Below are 13,418 nucleotides of genomic sequence, written 5' to 3' on the forward strand. Positions count from 1 at the left end.
CCGCACCGGTCTTGTTCGGCGCTGACCGAACGAGTTCGACCGCGTGACGACCGGAGGAGGCGGCCGGCATCGGTGAGTACGAGTGCGGGTGAGCGCGGCGGTGGCCGCTCGAGCTGGGAAGGAATGCCATGACGGATGAGGCGCAACGCGACTCGGTGAGGGGACGCGGCCGGTGTCGCAGTCTCGGAGCGGTCAGCCGGATTGAGGGCGCCCCCGGCGGGCAGGCGAGGCTTGCACCACTACAGAAGGAGATTTGATGATCATCGTCGGAATAGTCGCCGTCTGTGTTGTCCTGGCCGTCCTCGCCTTCTTCGTCCCGAAGCTCTCCCGCCACCCCGAGCGCGGAACCCAGCGCACGCTGGGGCTGGGCTCCCGCGCGGGCAGCAAGGCGCCCGGCGCCCTGGGCCGCGCCTTCAGCAAGCCCTTCCGCAGCAGCTCCAAGGCCGTAGGACGCAGTGGTTCGGCCGGTCGCCGCGCCCGCTGGCGCATGCCGTTCTGACGGCTTCCGTGGAACTCCTGCGCTCCACGGGCGCGGCGACGCCGGGAAGTGGCCCGTCAAGCCGTGCGGTTCAGGAGATCCGCTCGCAGATGTCCGTCGTCGAGCCATGAGCCATGGTCACGGTCTTGTGGCCGGACGCGCTGATGGCGAGGGTGTACACGCCGTCGACGACGTACATGCCCCGGTCGAGGTTGCCCTCACCCACGCCGACCAGGACCGGCCCCAGCACCGACCAGAACTGCGAACCGTCGGCGCGGTACTCGACGATCGCGGAGCCGCTAGCGTCCGCGTCGTAGAAGACGTCCGAGACCTTGTTGGTGACCCGGACGACGAGGTCCCCCCTGTACGCCACACTCTTCGGCGACCCGTCCGGGTACCGGGCCAGAACACGCTGCACCACCTCGTCCACGACAGGTTCGCCATGGATGGCGAAGTCGCATCGGTGGCCCGCGGCGACATCCCAGGGCGCGGAAGGCGCGGGCTCCCAGCCGAGATCGTGTTGCAGGCCGGAGTGTTCGGCGCCGGTGGCGTGGGCCGGCGTCGCGCCCAGGAGCGTGGTTGCCAGGATTGATCCGATGGCCAGAGCTGTTCGTCGCATGATGACTTCCCGTGAGTGAGGTTCGGCTGGTGTCCCGGCCAAAGAGTGACCCCGGCTTCTCACCACTCGCTGACCACGCCTGTCTGCCGCGCGGTCGGGCCGGATACGCTCACCAAGGCCATGGAGTTCCAACTGCTGGGTCCGTTCGAGGCCCGACACGAAGGTGCGCGGATCCTTGTCGCCGACCGCCGTCAGGAGCGCTGCCTCCTTTCGGTCCTGCTCCTCGAGGCAGGGCGGGTCGTCGCCACCGACCGCCTCGCCGACCTGCTGTGGGACGGTGATGCCTCCGCGTCCGCCCGCCGCACCATCCACACCTACATAGGCCGCATCCGCGCCCGACTGCGGCCGCACGGGCTGCACATCGACACCCGGCACGGCGGTTATGTCCTCGACCCGGGTGGTCACACCATCGATGCCGAAGACTTCATCGCCCTGTGCGGCCGCGCACGGGCGACCACGGACGCCGTCCAGCGTGTGCGCCACTACGACGAGGCACTTGCCCTCTGGCGCGGGCCGCTGCTCGCCGACGTGGCCGACGACGCGCTGCGCACGCGGCTCGGCAGCCACCTCGGCGAACTGAGGATGTCCGCACTGGAACAGAGAGCGGAAGCCCACCTGGAACTCGGCGAGCACGACAAGGTGGTCGCCGAACTCTCACCGCTCGCCCCCCGGCACCCCGAAAGGGAGAGGCTCGTCGCCGCGCAGATGACCGGGCTGCGCAGAAGCGGCCGGCAGGCCGAGGCCCTCGACCTCTACCGGCTCACCCGGCAGGCGCTCGTGAGCCGTCTCGGCGTCGAGCCGGGCGACCGACTGCGGACCCTGAACGAGCGCATGCTGCGGGGTGATCCCCGGCTGGACCGGCCGCCCGGGCCCGTGTACGCGGTGCGTGTGGGGGAGGAATGGCTGCCCTGGTCCACGAGCGGTCACCCCGCGCTCGAGTTCTGCAACACCTACGCCGGCTGGGGCGGGCCTCCCCTGCCCGGATCCGAGTGGCTGCGTTCGTACTCCACACTGGCCGTATGGGCAGGCCATATGGATCTCGCGGAGGCCCATGTCGTGTCGGGGCTGCTCAAGCAGGCACTGCAGCAACCGAATGATGCCGCGGCAGTCCTGCGGGAGGCCCGGGAGTTCCGTACGCAGCTCTACACCGTTCTGACCGACATCGATGATGTGCGGGCCTTCAAAGCGGTAGCCGGTGTGGCGGAGGCCGCGGCAAGAACCTCCGCGTTCGTCTTCGGACAGGACAGACTGGGCCGGTGGCGACTGTCGCCGTCCGCCGGACTGCGTCTGCCCCTTCTCGCTGTGGCCCGCAGCGCGGCCGAACTGCTGGCCGCTCCGGCCAGATTCATGATCCGGGTATGTCCGGGGGAGGGCTGCGGCTGGGTGTTTCCCGACGAGAGCGGTCGGCGCAGATGGTGCAGCCTCCGCACCTGCGGGAAGGACGTGTCGACGGTGTCGTACCCTGACTGAGCCTGTGACCTGGGAAGATCAAGGCCCGGGAGGGCAGTTCCAGGGGTCAGCCGCGCGTCCTGGCCACGCACGCGGCCACTACGTCACGGAGACTGCCCGTGCGGTCGAGTGCCTCCCGCTGGATCCGTGCCCCGGTCCCGCGCTCCAGTACGTTCTTGAGCGCGGCCTCGGCCCATGCGAGGTCGCCGCTCTCCTCCAAGGAGTCGCGGACGTGCGCGAGCAGGGCGCCCACGACCTCGGACGCGGGCTCGGGCAGCATGGTCAGGGGGTGGAGCAGCTGCCCGTCCAGCCCCTCCCGTCCGGCTTGCCAGGCGGCCATGCGCAGGACACCCACCCCGACCGGGTCGGGCGGCTCCCCTTCGGACCAGCTGCGTGCCGCCGTGTCGACCAGCCCGCGCACGAGGGTGGCGAGCAGCGCGGCGTCGGCCGGATCGAGGCACACATCGGCCACCCGGACCTCGACTGTCGGGTACCGGTGCGAGAGCCGTGCGTCGAAGTAGATCATTCCCTTGTCGCGCAGAACCCCCGTGTCGACGAGTGCCGCGACCTGTTCGTGGTAGCGGTCGGCGGAACCGAAGACCTCGACCGGTCCGGCCGAAGGCCAGCGCCCCCAGACCCTGCTCCGATAACTGGCGTACGCGCTGTCGAGGCCCTGCCAGAAGGGTGAGTTGGCGCTCAGCGCAAGGAGCACCGACAGCCAGGGGCGTATACGGTCCAGCACCCCGACGCCCTCCTCGTCCGACTCCACCGAGACGTGCACGTGGCATCCGCAGGTCAGCTGCTCCTGCGTGGTCAGTCCGAACCTCTCGGCGAGCCACCGGTACCTCTCGCCCTCGCCGATCGAAGGGCTGACCGGCAGAGGCGCTGTCGCCATGGCTGCCACGGCAGCACCGGCCTGGGCGGCACTCTTCGCCGCCTCGGCCCGTGAGCGAAGGATCTCGTCCGCGAGTTCGCGCATGTCGGTGCGCGGTTCGGTGGCGAACTCCAGTTGCTGGTCATGGAGTTCCGGCTCGAAGACCGAGTCGCCCTTCGCACGGCGTTCCGCGAGGGCCAGCACGGCCGTCGACAGTGCGCGGGGCTCACCGCTCTGTTCGTCGACGAGCAGCAGCTCCTCCTCGACACCCACCGTCCGCACCATCGTGGCCTCCCGAGCCCTATTTTGCCGACCGCCACGGCCGGGCGTGCTGTTCCTGCCACCCACCGACTGCCCCGTGCTTCCGGCTTCACGCGAGCAGGGGCCCCGACGGGATTCGGGACCGCGCACATGGACAGTGCCCCACGTCCTCCCGTTGCCGACATCGAGCCCCAGGAAATTCGCTGCGGACGCGAGTGAATGGCACCATGGGATTCATGCTGAGTAAGGCGCTGATCGTCATTGACATGATCAATGGTTATGACCATCAGGATGCCGAGCAGCTGATTCCCTCGGCAGAACGCGCAGTTCCCGTCATCGCAGGGCTGCTGCGGACGGCTCGTGCGAACGGCACACCGGTCATCTATGCCAACGACAACTTCGGGGAATGGCGTTCGCATCACGGGGAGATCGTGGAATCGGCACTGGCCGGCGCGCGCCCCGATCTGGTCGAACCGCTGCAGCCGGACGGGCAGTCACTTTTCGTGGTGAAGGCCAGGCACTCGATCTTCTACGAGACACCCCTGCCGTACCTGCTCGACCAGGTGGGCGTCGGCCATCTCGTTCTCTGCGGTCAGGTGACGGAGCAATGCGTTCTCTACTCGGCACTGGATGCGCATATCCGCCACCTAGGTCTTACGATTCCTGAGGAGGGGGTCGCCCATATTCATGCGGACCTCGCTCAGGCCGCACTCCACATGATGGAACGGAACATGGGCGCCCGCATATGCGCCGCAGAGGCGGTCGAATTCTGACGTCCGACCGCGGCGCCGCGCACCTGCTGCGTACAGCTGCCGAGGGAGGAAGGCCATGGCGCCTGCTGCTCTGTTCGACGTGGACGGGACACTTGTGGACACCAACTACCTGCATGTGACCTCGTGGTGGGAGGCTTTTCGACAGGCAGGCCACATCATTCCGATGACCGCGGTGCACCGGGCCATCGGACGTGGATCCGCCGACCTCGTCGAGCACCTTCTCGGGCCAGGGCGGGACCGCGAGCAGGACACGCGGATCAGTGCCGTGCACGCGGCTCTGTACGCCACCTACTTCGAACGGCTACCGCCCCTGGAGGGCGCGGCGGATCTTCTGCGCGCCCTGTCCGCACGGGGCTGGACCGTAGTGCTGGCCACGTCCGCATCCGGTGGTGAGCTCAAGGCCATGAGACGGGCACTCGACGCCGACGACGCCATCGCCGACACGGCGAGTGCCGACGACGTCGACGAGGGGAAACCCGCCCCGGATCCGATCCGGCACGCGATGGATCTCGCCGGCGCACGCAGCGAAGAGACGGTCTACGTCGGCGATTCCGTGTGGGACATGGAAGCGGCGACCGGAGCGTCGGTGGCTGCCGTGGGCCTCCTGTCGGGCGGAATTCCCAGAGCGGAGCTCGAACAGGCCGGGGCGGTGGAGATCTACCGCACTCCCGCAGATCTTCTCGCCCGCCTGGAAACCAGCGTCTTCACCCGCATCGGCGGATCCGGCTGAGCCGGATCCGCCGGCGGGGCATCCGGCGTGAGCGCCGTCGTGCCGAGGTGCGGGTCGGCGGGGACGGGGGCATCGTGGTGTACGGGGCCGGCCGCCCCGCACTGTCGGGTGTCCATCGGCCAGTGGGGACCACGAGCCCCGCGGATCAGGACTGCTCCGCCCCTGCCGTCGTGCGGTCCGGGCGAAGGAGCGTCGGATGTCAGCCCTCGAAAGGATCTCGCCGCAATGCGGGGCGCCTTGCTGGGTGAATCTGGCGGCACGGGATCTGCGTGCGGCTCAGTCCTTCTACGGCACTGTCATGCACTGGGAATTTCACCCCAGCAGTCTCGGCAGCGACTTCTCGGTCGCCCTCGCGCACGGCAGACCGGTCGCCGGAATCGGGCGCTGCCCGGGCGGCGACGGTCCCTCCGCCGTCTGGATTCCGTACTTCGCCGTGAGCAGCGCGGACGGGACAGCGGACAGAGTCAGGGAACGCGGCGCCACACTCGCGGTGGGCCCGATCCCGCTGGGCGACGGGCGCGCCGGGGTCGCTGCAGACCGGGAAGGGGCCACGTTCGGCTTCTGGGAGGGGTCGACTCCGGCCTGGTCGGCGGGAGAGGGGGCGCCGGCTCGGCTGGACCTGCAGACCCGACACGCCTTCGAGGCGGCCATCTTCTACGCCGAGGTCTTCGACTGGGCGGCCGGGCCGTCCGGCAGTTGTACGGTCGACTACGCACAGGACCACGTGCTCATCCAGGCCGGGGGGCGCACCGTGGCCACTCTGCGAGGCGGAGCAACCGATGCCGCTCCGGACCCCAGAGCGCGGACGCGGTGGATCGTCGACTTCTTCGTCCCGGACAGCGAGCAGACGGCGGCCGCAGCCGTCGATCACGGCGGCGAAGCGATATCCGTACCCTCGCCCGATGGCTCCTCGAGGAGCGCGTTCGTGATCTCCGACTCCGAAGGTGCCCTCTTCTCCGTCTCCGACCGATGACGCGGCTCGGCCCGGTCCGACCACGCGCTCCCATCCCGCGGTGGTGGCGCGCAAGGCGGCGACGCTGCAGTTGCTCTCCGAGGGGAGGTTCCGGCTCGGACCGGGTTCCGGCGAGAACCTCAACGAGCACGTGGACGGCGCCGGGTGGCCGGCCGCCCATGTGCGTCTGGTGATGCTCGAGGAAGTCGTGCAGATCACTGGGGAGCTTTTCGACGGAGGGTACGTGAACCAACACGGCACGCACTCGACGTGGACAACGCCAGGCTGTGGGACCTGTCTGAGACGCGTGTCCCCCATGGGTGTCGCGGTGCCGGGTGGAAGTTCGTAGATGCGGTGCGCGCCCATACCGGGGCAGGGTTCACCGACGTCGCGCTCGCCCGGACCTTCATCCGCTGCGCGCAGGACAAGCCCCTGCCCGCCCTGCGCGCACTCTGAGAGGTCCTGCGGCCCGGTCGTCGAGCTCTCGGCGGAGAGGGTCTCGCACGTGCCGGACACGCAGGAAGGCCGCCCGGTCCGCCCGGTCCGCCCGCAGGATGGGCGACCGTCCCTGCGGGCGGCGGAAGCCGCACGGCGGCGGCTCAGCGGCTGACGGCCTTGAGGAGCTCTTCCTTGTTCATCGTCGAGCGGCCCTCGATGTTCTTCTTCCTGGCCTCTTGGTACAGCTGGTCCTTGGTGCGGCCCTGCGCACCCTTGTGCGAGCGCTCGCCGCCACGCTGCGAGGCCGACTTCGGGTCGCGTGTCGACGTCCTGCTCGCCGTCTTCGCCTCCCCCGAGCGGGCGCGCTCCTTGTTGACCGTGCGGGCGGCGATCTCCTTCGCACGCTTCTCGGACGTGCCGCGCTTCTCGGCACTCTCCTTGACGTGCTCGTACTGACGCTCACGCTTGGGGCTGGATCCTGCCGGCATGGCGTTCTCCTCCTCGTTCACTTCAGGGGCTCGGCCCACCCGTACACGGGTCCGACGGCACGGGTACGCGGTGCCGCCCCACGTATCCCGTTACCGCTGGTGCACCGTCGGAAACATGGCACCCGCGACAGGCTTGCGCCCGCCGGGCCGTGCCGCTCGGGTGACGCGTTGAGCGGTCACGCTCCGCAACCGGGTCGAACTTCGGCTCGCGGTCGAAGTCGTAGAGGCCGCTGCGGGTTCCACCAGATGCCGCCGTACTCGGACTTCGCTCCCGACAAGCGGGGCATCGCGGAGCTGTCGTGGACGCGCTGACGCGCAGGATCGACGCGGGCGCGATGGCGCCGCACTCGCGACTCACCGCGGGGTTCGGGGGCCGAGTAGGAACGGACCAGGAAACCGGTGTTGCTGTCAGAAGTTTTGACAGGCGGTGATCTGGGCCGTGTCGGAGCCGGTGGCAACGAAGTCGGACCCGTAATCCCAGCACGGACGCCAGACGCAAGGTAGTGGTCAGGACTTCGCGGCAGCGGTCTTCTTCGGCTGGCGGGGCACGGTCTTGGTCTTGTCGAGGTGTCCGTACACCGTCGATCTTGGCACGTTGAACATGTCAGCGATCTGCTGGACGGTCTTCTCCCTCTCGTCGTAGAGCTGCTGGGCGAGCTCGGCTTGGTCGGCCGTGAGCTTCGGTCGGCGGCCGCCGACCCGGCCGCGGGCCCGTGCGGAGGCGAGCCCGTCGTTCGTGTTCGCCACGATCAGCTCGCGCTGGAGTTCCGCGAGCACGGAGAGCATCCCGAACATGCCCCGGCCCTCCATGGTGGCGGTGTCGATGCCCTGCTCGATGACGTGCAGCCCGATCCCGCGGTCGCGCAGCTCGGGCGCCGAGGGTCACCAGGTGCAGCACTGAGCGGGAGAGCCGGTCGAGCCGGGTGACCTTCAGCGTGTCGCCTTCACGCATGAGCTGCATGACGAGATCGAGCTTGGGTCGGGAGGCTTTCGCGCCACTGGCGACGTCGACGCGGATGTTGTCGCGGTCGACGCCGTTGCGCAGAAGCGCGTCGATCTGGTGGTCGGGGTTCTGGTCGGCCGTCGAAGTGCGGCAGTAGCCAAGGAGCATTGTCGGACCCCGCCGACCGTTCACCGACGTTGATTTTCGACGCGACTTGTCGACAGTACCCACTGACCTGTGACAGCGAAGTTTGACGGTTTGCCATCGATTCCTAATGCCGTTCGTCAAGTCGCGGCGCACGCTTGAGGTAGCGGGCATGAGGTGTCGGAGGTGCGCGGTACTCTCCGTTCATCCGACTGGGGAGGGCTCATGGGGACCAAGTGGAGCTTGACGATCGACTGCGCGTACCCGGGGAAACTGGCCGCGTTCTGGGCGCTGGCGTTGGGCTACGAGGAGAAGCCCGCGCCCGCAGGGTTCGGGAGCTGGGAGGAGTGGTTTTCGCATCATGAGGTTCCGGAGGACGAGTGGGATGACGGGGCGTACCTCTCAGATCCGGACGGCGTGGGCCCCACCTTGTCCTTCCTGAAGGTGCCGGAGCCGAAGGTGGCGAAGAACCGGCTGCATATCGACGTGCAAGTTGGTGGTGGCCGTGAAACCCCGTGGGAGGTGCGCTGGCCGCGCGTGGTCGAGGCGGTGGAGCGGTTGACCGCTGCGGGCGCGACGGTAGTCCGCGAGGACGAGTTGCAGGGCAGGCCGGATCACGTGGTGATGGCAGACCCGGAAGGTAACGAGTTCTGTCTGGTCTGACGGGGTCGGTCAGGCCAACTGGCCGCGCGCAGCGTGTCGCGTCCCTACCTATGCGGCAGCCCTTGCCGGCGGAGCTGGCTCGTAGCGCCGTCCGTCCCGCAGAACAACGTAGGGAAGTTTGACCGTGATCACGAGGGCAGTGCGGACGTCACGGGGGTGAGCATGTCGTGCAGGTCTGCGGCGTCGATCGCGGCCAGGAGCATGACGAGGTTGTGGGTGTGGCGCATGGGACCGCGCGGTTGCTGATACTGGAGTGCGATGCGGACGATGCGCCGGTCGAGTTTGTAGCGGGCGCTGAGCTGCTGCCGGTGTGTGCCGTCCTGGTAGGCGTCGAACAGGAGCATGACGAGGTTGAGCCTGGTCGGGGAGTCCGTGACCCGGCGATCGAGCGCTTTGGAGAAGACACAGGTTCGATCCGGGTCGGAGTCAACGCGTCCCGGGGCATCGGGGAGTGCCCGTCGCAGGTTGGTGACGGTCCGTCCGGTGGCCTGGGCCAGCAGGTCGAGGTCTGGGGTCCCGTAACTGCCGCGTCGGCAAAGGACCCTGAGCAGGTATTTGTAGGGCAGGTGGTTGGCGCGGGCGAGACGGCGGATGAAGGACTCGGTGCCCTCGCCGAGGTGTGGCCGGACCTGGATGGGCAGGCGGGTGAGTCGCGGGGGCTGCGGGTGGCTGTCCGCTCGGGCAGTGGTCACGGGTTGATCAGGCCGTTGTGAGCGGGGACGTTGTCGCGTACTTCCTTCCGCCGCCGGAACGCTCTCTGGCGGCAGGCGGCAGAGCAGTATCGCCGGGCGCCGGTCCGGCCTGGGTCGATGGGGGTGCCGCAGTGACTGCAGCCGGCCGTGGGCCTCTGCTCGGAGAGATCGGTCTGCCGCTCGACGACGGCAGGTCCGGCCGGTTGGAGGAGTGCCCGGTGGCGGCAGCGCGATGAACACCAGCGCCGGGCTTCTCCCTCGGCCGTCGCGGCGATGGGCTTCGTGCAGAACTCGCAGATCAGCGGCCGTGGTTGAGTGGACTGGTCGGGGCGGTGGCGTCTTCGGTGGGCTCGCTGACGGCAGCGGGCGGAGCAGTGCTGGCGGGGACTTCTGGCGCCGGGCTTGGTCGCCGGGAGCGGCGCGTTGCACTCTTTGCAGGTGCCGGACGTGCCTTCCAGGGTGTCCCGGAGGGCGGCGGGGTCCCGGCCGGTCGCGGCACCGAGGCGGCTGTAGCTCGGGGTGCCTTTGTGGTGGGGCGGTTCGCAGAGGTAGTCCCGCAGGTAGCCGGCCTTGAGGTGGTTGGCGTGGGCGAGGCGGACGATGAACGCATCGGTGCCCTCGCGCGGAAGCGGCCGGACCTGAACGGGTAGCTGGGTCACCGAGGGGTCGGGGACGAGGTTCACGGTCATCGTGCCGCCCGGGGCTTGGCGGTCGTGGCCTCCTGGGCGGCGAAGTCCAGCGGGACCGCGTCCAGTCCGTCCCGGGTGATCTCCTCGGTGCCGGTGAGCATCGCGTCGATCGCGGCGCCGCGGATGAGATGAGACAGGGCGCCGATCATGCCGCCGGTGCGGTCGTGGGGGTAGCGGTCGAGCGCGGCCAGGCTGCCCGGCGCGTGCTGGTGCAGAAGCAGAGTGTTCTCCATCTGCGCGACCAGGCCCTTCCATTCCCGGTTGTAGGGGAAGGGATGGGTGGGGATGAGGGTGAAGCGTCCGGCGATCTGGGCGCCGCGGGTGCCGGACAGCAGGGTGCTGCCCTCGATGTCGATGCCGGCGTAGATGAAGGTCGCCGGTATTCGCTCCGAGAAGTACTTCAGGGTGTCGGCGACTTCGGCGCCATTGCGGCTGGTCAGCGAGATGTTGTGGAGCTCGTCGACCAGCACCAGACCCGTGCGGGCATCCGTGCAGACACCGACGACGGCCTCGATGATGTCGGTGATGTTGAAGCGGGCCCTCACGGGCAGGCCCAGGAAGCGGGCGAACTCGGCCGCGATCATGCGGGCGGTCGCGGCGGGCGGGAGGGTGACGTAGAGGACCGGGATCCGGTCCTGGGCATGGGGATGGCGGGAGCGGTCGAGGAGTTCGTGCGCCAGGCCGAGCTGGGTGATCGCGATGGTCTTCCCTGTCCCGGCGGGCCCTGAGACGATCAGCCCGCGGCGGGCGCTGATGGCGTGCCGGTTCAGCACGACCAGACGCCGGCCGGTGGCGACGGTGTGGCGGACGGTGGAGGTGGCCACCACCAGCAGACGTGCGTGGTGGTCGAGGCGGGTCTCGTCGTAGAGGTACTTGTCCGGCGCAGGCAGCGCGGCGTACTTGGCGGCGGTCAGCAGTGCCGGAGGTGCGGGCGGGTCAACGGCGAACTGGCGCCATCCGGGCAGTGTGGTCAGGTGCCGCCCGGTGTCCTCGGCTGCGGTGTCCGGCATCGTCACGTGCGTCTCCAGGGGTCTTCGCGCGGATCGAACAGGCCCAGCGGGATCACCTCGGCCAATGTCTCCTCCGCCTCGGCATCCTCGGCCGGTCCGTCCGGGGCTTCGGTCGCCGTCTGCGGAGCGGGCTCGGGACGGGGCGCCGGGGTGGATGGCCCGGCGGCCTTGGTGCGGGCGGCCACCCGCCGGTCCCGCTTGCTGGCCTTGGCCGGCTTCGCCGGCCGGTCCGCCTCTTCGGGCCCGGCGTGGGCGCGGGTGAGCAGGTCGGCGACCGCGTCGGCGATCTCGGTCTCGGTGGCGTCGGGCAGCTGGTGGCTGACGTGGTTCCAGGCCAGGTCACCGAAGGGCATCGGGGCCCGGTTCAGGTGCTTCCAGGTGGCCTGGACCCACGAGCCGTCGCCGCGATGGTCGCGTACCCAGATCCGGGAGACGTCGTAGGGGTCGCGATGGACCTCCCAAAGGCCCCGCTTGGCCTGGACGCCGGAGTGCCGGCGGCGCATCGGGCCAAGCTCGGGGCTGTCGTAGGTCCGGTTCTTGATGCGGATGCCGTAGTCGTTGACCACCCGACAGTCCGCGGGCAGAAGTTCGACGTAGTCGTCGCCGGTCAGCGCGACCGGGACGTAACCGCAGATCTCGACGAGCGTGGCGTACTTCTCGTTCGGGGTGAACATCCGCCCCGGATGGGACGGGTCACGCAGCCCGTCGTGTCTGCGATTTTGCCACTTCGCGACAATCCACTCATCCAGGTACTCCTGCAACTCCATCAAGGACCACAGGCGTTCACGTTCCAGATGCCGTCCGCGGTGGTCGGCGGAGCGGCCGGTGTAGCCCGGCAGGAACTGGGCGAAGAGCGTGGCCACCGAGCCCAGCATCGACTCGATGTGCCCCTTCTCGAAGCCCGCCGCCTTGTGGGCCGGCTGCACGTCGATCTCCAGGAAGGGGCAGGACGACTGGAAGTTGCGGGAGATGAACGCCTTCCCGTGGTCGCAGACGATCATCTCGGGGACGATCACCGGACGGGCGGCGGCATGCGCCAGGCGCTCGTCCAGGTCCAGCAACCTGCGGTGCGGCAGCAGCGAGCGGGACATCCTCAAGGCGTCCACCCAGCCCGGACGCATGAGCTCGGGGGTGACGGTGCGGGCCAGCAGCACGCTGGCATCGACGGCCTTCGTGCTCGGCCGCAGCACGGCTGCGGTCAGCGTCCTCGTCGCGACATCGATCATGGCGGTGAGTTCAACTCGCCCGGTCACCCCGATGTCGAGGAGGACCAGCACGTCCAGCGGCGTGGAGTCGATCTGCATGACCTCGCCCGGCGCGAAGGCGGGCAGTTCACCGAACGGTGCTGTCGCCCCGTGCGCCTTGGAGCGGCGGTTGGTGGCCGTGCCGAAGGTGTGGGTGCCGGAGGTCAGCTTGGCCAGCAGCCGGTAGAGCGTGCGCTCGGAGGGCAGCTCGACACCCTGGCCGTCAGCGGATTCTTTGAGGATCTCCCCGGTCTTCCAGAGGATGAAGGCCCCGTTGCGGGTCGAGGAGTCAACGCCCTCGGCGATCGCCTGCCGCATGGCCGCCACGATCCGCTCGTCGATCGAGCCGAACTCGCTCTGCTTGCGGACCGGCCGGTGGTCGGCCAGTCCCAGCACTCCCTCGGCCTGGTAGCGGCGGCGCCGGTGAGCGACCGTACTCGCCGACACCTTGTGGCCCAGCGAGGTCAGCTCGGCGGCCTTGGCCCGCTGCCGAGCGGTCAACGAGCGGCCCGCCGCGTACTCGGGCCGCGGCACCGCGTACTCACCGGCATCCGGCGGCAGGCCGTGCAGGACTTCGAGGATGTGCCCCTCCCACCACAGGGCCCTTTCCATGACCCGGTCGGGGAACGTTTCCAGCAGCGACGCGGTCGGCAACGGCATCCGCACCGGGTTGTCGACCACCGCGAAGTCGGCCTCCGCGACCAGCTCGGCCACCGTCACCACCTGCGGATCACCGCCGGAGTCGGTCAAGGTCACGGTCTTCGTGGCAACGGCGACCACCCCGCGGACCTGGCCCCGGTAGCGGACCCAGGAGCCGACCGCGATCCCAGCCGGCCGTCGCAACGTACTCATCCTCGCCGCCCTTCCGCCCAGACCGGGCTCTCGGCCCGAAGCAGTCCGCCCTCCAGATCCGTGGCCAGGATTCCCGACCACATCAGGTGGAACAGCACGGGCAACACCAGCAAGCGGTC

The 13,418-nt window shown here is 69.3% G+C and carries 14 protein-coding genes and 2 pseudogenes; 7 read left to right on the forward strand and 9 right to left on the reverse strand.

Going from position 1 to position 13,418, the window contains the following annotated elements:
* Positions 1 to 256: 256 nt before the first annotated feature.
* On the forward strand, positions 257 to 499 hold the full coding sequence (locus OG844_RS41870; RefSeq protein ID WP_406388064.1) for a DUF6411 family protein: 243 nt from the start codon (positions 257 to 259) through the stop codon (positions 497 to 499).
* A gap of 70 nt (positions 500 to 569) precedes the next feature.
* On the opposite strand, the gene OG844_RS41875 is transcribed toward OG844_RS41870, so the two are convergent.
* Positions 570 to 1,097, reverse strand: coding sequence for a hypothetical protein (locus OG844_RS41875; protein WP_406388063.1), 528 nt, complete (start codon positions 1,095 to 1,097; stop codon positions 570 to 572).
* A gap of 120 nt (positions 1,098 to 1,217) precedes the next feature.
* Here OG844_RS41875 and OG844_RS41880 point away from each other — a divergent pair, with 120 nt between their 5' ends.
* Positions 1,218 to 2,567 carry a BTAD domain-containing putative transcriptional regulator gene (locus OG844_RS41880; RefSeq protein WP_406388062.1) on the forward strand — a complete coding sequence of 450 codons (1,350 nt, stop codon included), beginning with the start codon at positions 1,218 to 1,220 and terminating at the stop codon, positions 2,565 to 2,567.
* Positions 2,568 to 2,613: 46 nt separating this feature from the next.
* Here OG844_RS41880 and OG844_RS41885 read toward each other — a convergent pair whose 3' ends face one another.
* On the reverse strand, positions 2,614 to 3,705 hold the full coding sequence (locus tag OG844_RS41885) for a glutamate--cysteine ligase (RefSeq protein ID WP_406388061.1): 1,092 nt from the start codon (positions 3,703 to 3,705) through the stop codon (positions 2,614 to 2,616).
* Between the two features lie 212 nt (positions 3,706 to 3,917).
* Here OG844_RS41885 and OG844_RS41890 point away from each other — a divergent pair, with 212 nt between their 5' ends.
* The 4 genes and pseudogenes from OG844_RS41890 to OG844_RS41905 all read left to right on the forward strand — a co-directional run.
* Entirely contained in the window at positions 3,918 to 4,454 is a 537-nt protein-coding gene (locus OG844_RS41890) for a cysteine hydrolase family protein (RefSeq protein ID WP_406388060.1), read from the forward strand.
* A gap of 55 nt (positions 4,455 to 4,509) precedes the next feature.
* Entirely contained in the window at positions 4,510 to 5,184 is a 675-nt protein-coding gene (locus OG844_RS41895) for an HAD family hydrolase (protein ID WP_406388059.1), read from the forward strand.
* A 196-nt stretch (positions 5,185 to 5,380) separates the two neighbouring features.
* Positions 5,381 to 6,157, forward strand: a complete 777-nt coding sequence (locus OG844_RS41900) for a VOC family protein (RefSeq protein ID WP_406388058.1) — start codon at positions 5,381 to 5,383, stop codon at positions 6,155 to 6,157.
* 16 nt (positions 6,158 to 6,173) lie between these two features.
* Positions 6,174 to 6,472: pseudogene (locus OG844_RS41905) on the forward strand (LLM class flavin-dependent oxidoreductase); the annotation flags it as partial.
* A gap of 263 nt (positions 6,473 to 6,735) precedes the next feature.
* Here the strand turns inward: OG844_RS41905 and OG844_RS41910 are convergent.
* From OG844_RS41910 to OG844_RS41920, 3 genes and pseudogenes are all read right to left on the reverse strand, one after another.
* On the reverse strand, positions 6,736 to 7,062 hold the full coding sequence (locus tag OG844_RS41910; RefSeq protein WP_406388056.1) for a plasmid stabilization protein: 327 nt from the start codon (positions 7,060 to 7,062) through the stop codon (positions 6,736 to 6,738).
* A gap of 507 nt (positions 7,063 to 7,569) precedes the next feature.
* Entirely contained in the window at positions 7,570 to 7,872 is a 303-nt protein-coding gene (locus tag OG844_RS41915; RefSeq protein ID WP_406388055.1) for a helix-turn-helix domain-containing protein, read from the reverse strand.
* A 127-nt stretch (positions 7,873 to 7,999) separates the two neighbouring features.
* Positions 8,000 to 8,323: pseudogene (locus tag OG844_RS41920) on the reverse strand (recombinase family protein); the annotation flags it as partial.
* A gap of 51 nt (positions 8,324 to 8,374) precedes the next feature.
* Between OG844_RS41920 and OG844_RS41925 the strand changes: the two are divergent.
* Positions 8,375 to 8,812 (forward strand): VOC family protein, encoded by a 438-nt coding sequence (locus tag OG844_RS41925; RefSeq protein ID WP_005474438.1) that lies wholly within the window; start codon positions 8,375 to 8,377, stop codon positions 8,810 to 8,812.
* 128 nt (positions 8,813 to 8,940) lie between these two features.
* Here the strand turns inward: OG844_RS41925 and OG844_RS41930 are convergent, their stop codons facing one another.
* From OG844_RS41930 to OG844_RS41945, 4 genes are read right to left on the reverse strand one after another with little or no spacing between them, the layout of a single operon-like run.
* Positions 8,941 to 9,504 (reverse strand): hypothetical protein, encoded by a 564-nt coding sequence (locus OG844_RS41930; protein WP_406388054.1) that lies wholly within the window; start codon positions 9,502 to 9,504, stop codon positions 8,941 to 8,943.
* Complete coding sequence (locus OG844_RS41935) at positions 9,501 to 10,193, reverse strand: hypothetical protein (RefSeq protein ID WP_406388053.1); 693 nt, start codon at positions 10,191 to 10,193, stop codon at positions 9,501 to 9,503. Before OG844_RS41935 ends, OG844_RS41930 begins: the two co-directional genes overlap by 4 nt.
* The gene (locus tag OG844_RS41940) at positions 10,190 to 11,203 is read right to left on the reverse strand and encodes a TniB family NTP-binding protein (RefSeq protein ID WP_406395989.1); all 1,014 of its coding nucleotides are present in this window, start codon (positions 11,201 to 11,203) and stop codon (positions 10,190 to 10,192) included. Before OG844_RS41940 ends, OG844_RS41935 begins: the two co-directional genes overlap by 4 nt.
* A 2-nt stretch (positions 11,204 to 11,205) precedes the next feature.
* Positions 11,206 to 13,299 (reverse strand): Mu transposase C-terminal domain-containing protein, encoded by a 2,094-nt coding sequence (locus OG844_RS41945; protein ID WP_406388052.1) that lies wholly within the window; start codon positions 13,297 to 13,299, stop codon positions 11,206 to 11,208.
* Between the last annotated feature and the right edge of the window lie 119 nt (positions 13,300 to 13,418).

The organism is Streptomyces sp. NBC_00887 (genome assembly GCF_045207585.1).

Coding starts and splice junctions, on each gene's coding strand:
- OG844_RS41945 (WP_406388052.1), bottom strand. CDS start 13,299: ATGAGTACGTTGCGACGGCCGGCTGGGATCGCGGTCGGCTCCTGGGTC.
- OG844_RS41925 (WP_005474438.1), top strand. CDS start 8,375: ATGGGGACCAAGTGGAGCTTGACGATCGACTGCGCGTACCCGGGGAAA.
- OG844_RS41935 (WP_406388053.1), bottom strand. CDS start 10,193: ATGACCGTGAACCTCGTCCCCGACCCCTCGGTGACCCAGCTACCCGTT.
- OG844_RS41940 (WP_406395989.1), bottom strand. CDS start 11,203: ATGCCGGACACCGCAGCCGAGGACACCGGGCGGCACCTGACCACACTG.
- OG844_RS41875 (WP_406388063.1), bottom strand. CDS start 1,097: ATGCGACGAACAGCTCTGGCCATCGGATCAATCCTGGCAACCACGCTC.
- OG844_RS41870 (WP_406388064.1), top strand. CDS start 257: ATGATCATCGTCGGAATAGTCGCCGTCTGTGTTGTCCTGGCCGTCCTC.
- OG844_RS41895 (WP_406388059.1), top strand. CDS start 4,510: ATGGCGCCTGCTGCTCTGTTCGACGTGGACGGGACACTTGTGGACACC.
- OG844_RS41890 (WP_406388060.1), top strand. CDS start 3,918: ATGCTGAGTAAGGCGCTGATCGTCATTGACATGATCAATGGTTATGAC.
- OG844_RS41900 (WP_406388058.1), top strand. CDS start 5,381: ATGTCAGCCCTCGAAAGGATCTCGCCGCAATGCGGGGCGCCTTGCTGG.
- OG844_RS41885 (WP_406388061.1), bottom strand. CDS start 3,705: ATGGTGCGGACGGTGGGTGTCGAGGAGGAGCTGCTGCTCGTCGACGAA.
- OG844_RS41915 (WP_406388055.1), bottom strand. CDS start 7,872: ATGGAGGGCCGGGGCATGTTCGGGATGCTCTCCGTGCTCGCGGAACTC.
- OG844_RS41910 (WP_406388056.1), bottom strand. CDS start 7,062: ATGCCGGCAGGATCCAGCCCCAAGCGTGAGCGTCAGTACGAGCACGTC.
- OG844_RS41880 (WP_406388062.1), top strand. CDS start 1,218: ATGGAGTTCCAACTGCTGGGTCCGTTCGAGGCCCGACACGAAGGTGCG.